Annotated in this window: 4 protein-coding genes and 1 pseudogene; 4 read left to right on the top strand and 1 reads right to left on the bottom strand. The window is 57.4% G+C overall.

All coding sequences use genetic code 11. The features are described 5' to 3' along the window. Nucleotides 1-230 precede the first annotated feature (230 nt). Nucleotides 231-1,229: a protease SohB gene (sohB, locus tag AC2VNK_RS06175; protein ID WP_291522577.1), complete on the bottom strand. Its 999-nt coding sequence runs from the start codon at nt 1,227-1,229 to the stop codon at nt 231-233. A gap of 107 nt (nt 1,230-1,336) precedes the next feature. Between sohB and moaD the strand changes: the two genes are divergently transcribed. The 4 genes and pseudogenes from moaD to AC2VNK_RS06155 all read left to right on the top strand — a co-directional run. Further along, nucleotides 1,337-1,579 (top strand): molybdopterin converting factor subunit 1, encoded by a 243-nt coding sequence (gene moaD, locus AC2VNK_RS06170; protein ID WP_486883189.1) that lies wholly within the window; start codon nt 1,337-1,339, stop codon nt 1,577-1,579. A gap of 2 nt (nt 1,580-1,581) precedes the next feature. Continuing rightward, nucleotides 1,582-2,064: a molybdenum cofactor biosynthesis protein MoaE gene (locus AC2VNK_RS06165; RefSeq protein ID WP_486883188.1), complete on the top strand. Its 483-nt coding sequence runs from the start codon at nt 1,582-1,584 to the stop codon at nt 2,062-2,064. 11 nt (nt 2,065-2,075) lie between these two features. Beyond that, a complete protein-coding gene (locus AC2VNK_RS06160; RefSeq protein WP_486883187.1) occupies nt 2,076-2,561 on the top strand; it encodes a YajQ family cyclic di-GMP-binding protein in 486 nt (161 codons plus the stop codon). 92 nt (nt 2,562-2,653) lie between these two features. Continuing rightward, nucleotides 2,654-2,875: pseudogene (locus AC2VNK_RS06155) on the top strand (glycine cleavage system aminomethyltransferase GcvT); the annotation flags it as partial.

Genomic DNA, 2,875 nt, shown 5'->3' with positions numbered 1-2,875 from the left:
TTTTTCTTTTCGCTCCCGCCGGGCGATGTCGCCTCCCAGGTAAAGTCGTAGGTCTTCGCCTCGCGGATGGCGGATTTCTTGTCTTTACCCAAGGCTGTCGCCATGTGTTCACCTGATCCCGTTTACTGTTACCCACACGCATGTAGAACTAATCTCGTTAATTTGCAATGGGTGTTGTGCTGGGAGCGGATCGAGCTGGGAGCGGATCGACGGGCCTATGGCGAGGTGTTTTAAGAGATCGGTATCTGCCAGAGTTTGTCCCAGCTTTGCTGGGCAGCGAAGCCGAGGCGTTGGGGAAGTGTCTTTTGGCGCTGATAATGGAGGGCGAGGACTTTGCCCTTTTGTGCCGCTTCCAGGATGATTTCGTCGCTGGTGGCGAGCTGATCTACCAATCCGAGTTGTAAGGCCTTGCTGCCCAGCCAGGCTTCGCCGGTGGCGACTTGTTCCAAATCCAACTGCGGACGGTATTGTTGTACGAAGTTGCGAAACTGGGCGTGGGTTTCTTCCAGTTCTTCGCGCAGCTTGGCGCGGCCAGTGTCGGTGTTTTCGCCGAAGAGGGTGACCGTGCGCTTGAATTTGCCGGCGGTGAATTGTTCCCAGTCGATGTTGCGGTCTTGCAGCCAGCGGTGGAAGTTGGGGATCTGCGCGACCACGCCAATGGAGCCGATGAGGGCGAAGGGGCTGGCGACGATACGGTCGGCAGTGACGGCCATCATGTAGCCGCCGCTGGCGGCGACGGCGTCGATCAGTACCGTGACATGGATTTTGGCGGCGCGCAGGCGCAATAGCTGGGCCGACGCGAGGCCGTAGGTGTTGACCATGCCGCCGCCACTTTCCAGGCGCAGCAGGACGGTATCGCCGGGTTTGGCGGCCTGGATAATAGCGGAGATTTCTTCACGCAGGGCGCTGACGGCAGAGGCGCGGAGGTCGCCCTTGAAATCGAGCAGGTAGGTACAGCTTTCGACGTTGCTGTCCTTGGCTTTGCGGTCTTTTTTGAGGGCCTTTTGGTGGACCTTCAGGGCTTTTTTTTCCAGACGATATTGTTGGACGTTTTCGCTGGACTGTTCTAGTTGCTTGCGCAGGTCGCTGACCTGCACCTGCCCGGTCGCAGGTCTTTTGCGTTTATTCAGGGCGATAGCGGTGAGGCCGCCGGCAACCATAAGCAGGGCAACTACAATGGTCGCGGTGTCGGCGAGGAAGAGCAGGTAATGACTGAAGAAGGTTTCCATGGCGCAAAGATAGGCGGAAAGGCGATAGCTGTAAAGATTTCGTGCATGGTTGAAGCTTGGGGGTTGGGGGCGTTATCATTTCGCCTCTTGCTGAGGTGCCGCTTTTCGTGATCCATGTGAAATTTTTTGCCAGTGTGCGCGAGCGCACTGGGGTGGAGGAAATGTCCTTGCCGGTGCCGGATGGCGGCGTAACGGTGGCGGAGGTGTTGGTACTGGCGGAAGGGGCTGTCGGCGTGGCGCTGCAAGGTGCCCATCTGCTGGCAGCGGTGAATTTGCAGCATGTGCCTTTCTCTGACGTGGTACATGATGGTGATGAGGTGGCATTTTTTCCTCCGGTAACTGGAGGTTAGGCGTGATCGTTAAGGTTCAGCAAGAAGATTTCAATCCCATGGCGGAGATGGCGGCTTTTCCAGTGGATGCCATTGCCGGGGCCGGTGGCTCGGTCACTTTTATCGGGACGGTGCGCGATTATAGTGAGGCGGCGGATATCCTCGCCATGGAGATCGAGCATTATCCGGGGATGACGGAGCGCGAACTGGAACGCATCGGTGCCGAGGCGGCCCGGCATTACGATATTCTCGATAGTCTAGTCATTCATCGTTATGGTCATCTGGCGCCCCAGGACAATATTGTGATGGTGGCGGTCTGGTCGCGGCACCGGGCGGCGGCCTTTGATGCCTGCCGTTTTTTGATTGATGCCCTGAAAACCAGTGCGCCTTTCTGGAAGAAAGAAATTACCCCGGAGGGGGTGCGCTGGGTGACAGATTGCCCCGGCTGTCGGACCGGAAGCCGCGAGGGGCATGCCCATGTTTCCCATTCCCATACACATTCTTGAAGTGAGATTTTATGCCAAGTTTTGATGTGGTGTCTGAAGTGGATATGCAGGAAGTGGATAATGCCCTGCATACAACGGTGAAGGAAATCACTACCCGTTATGACTTTAAGGGCAGCAAAGCGTCGATGGAGCGTAAGGAGAAGGAGATCATCCTGGTCGCTGAGGATGAATATAAGCTGGGGCAGATGATTGATTTGCTCTCGGCGCGCCTAGTGAAGCGCGGAGTGGATTTGAAGGCCCTGGATGTGGGCAAAGTGGCGTCTGCGGCGGGCGGCATGGAGCGGCAGGTGCTTGCCCTGAAAGTCGGTTTGGAGACAGAAGTATCCAAGCGCATGGTCAAGTTCCTAAAGGACGGTAAGTTCAAGGCGCAGGGCAGTATTCAGGGGGACCAGTTGCGGGTGTCCGGCAAGAGCCGGGACGAGCTGCAGGCTGCTATTGCCGCGCTGCGGGGGCACGATTTTGGTCTACCAATACAATTCAACAACTTCCGGGATTGATCGCCAACATAAAGAGGTGATGGCATGAATAAGACAAAGTGGGCAGCGCTTATTGCAGAGATGCCGGGCGTGACGGCGGTGGTGGCCGCTTTATGAGCACGATCTCAGCACGGCGCACGGCGCTCTATGATTGGCATGTCGCTCATGGCGCGCGCATGGTGGATTTCGCGGGTTGGGAGATGCCCCTGAACTACGGCTCGCAATTGGCGGAGCATGAGGCGGTGCGGCAGGCGGCGGGGCTTTTTGATGTCTCGCACATGCGGCCTTTGGACCTGAGTGGACCGGATGCGCGGACGTTGCTGCGCTATGCCTTG

Source organism: Acidithiobacillus sp. TH-A35 (assembly GCF_057473505.1).
Note: the sequence above shows the minus strand (reverse complement) of the source record. Positions and strands in the feature narration are given on the sequence as shown.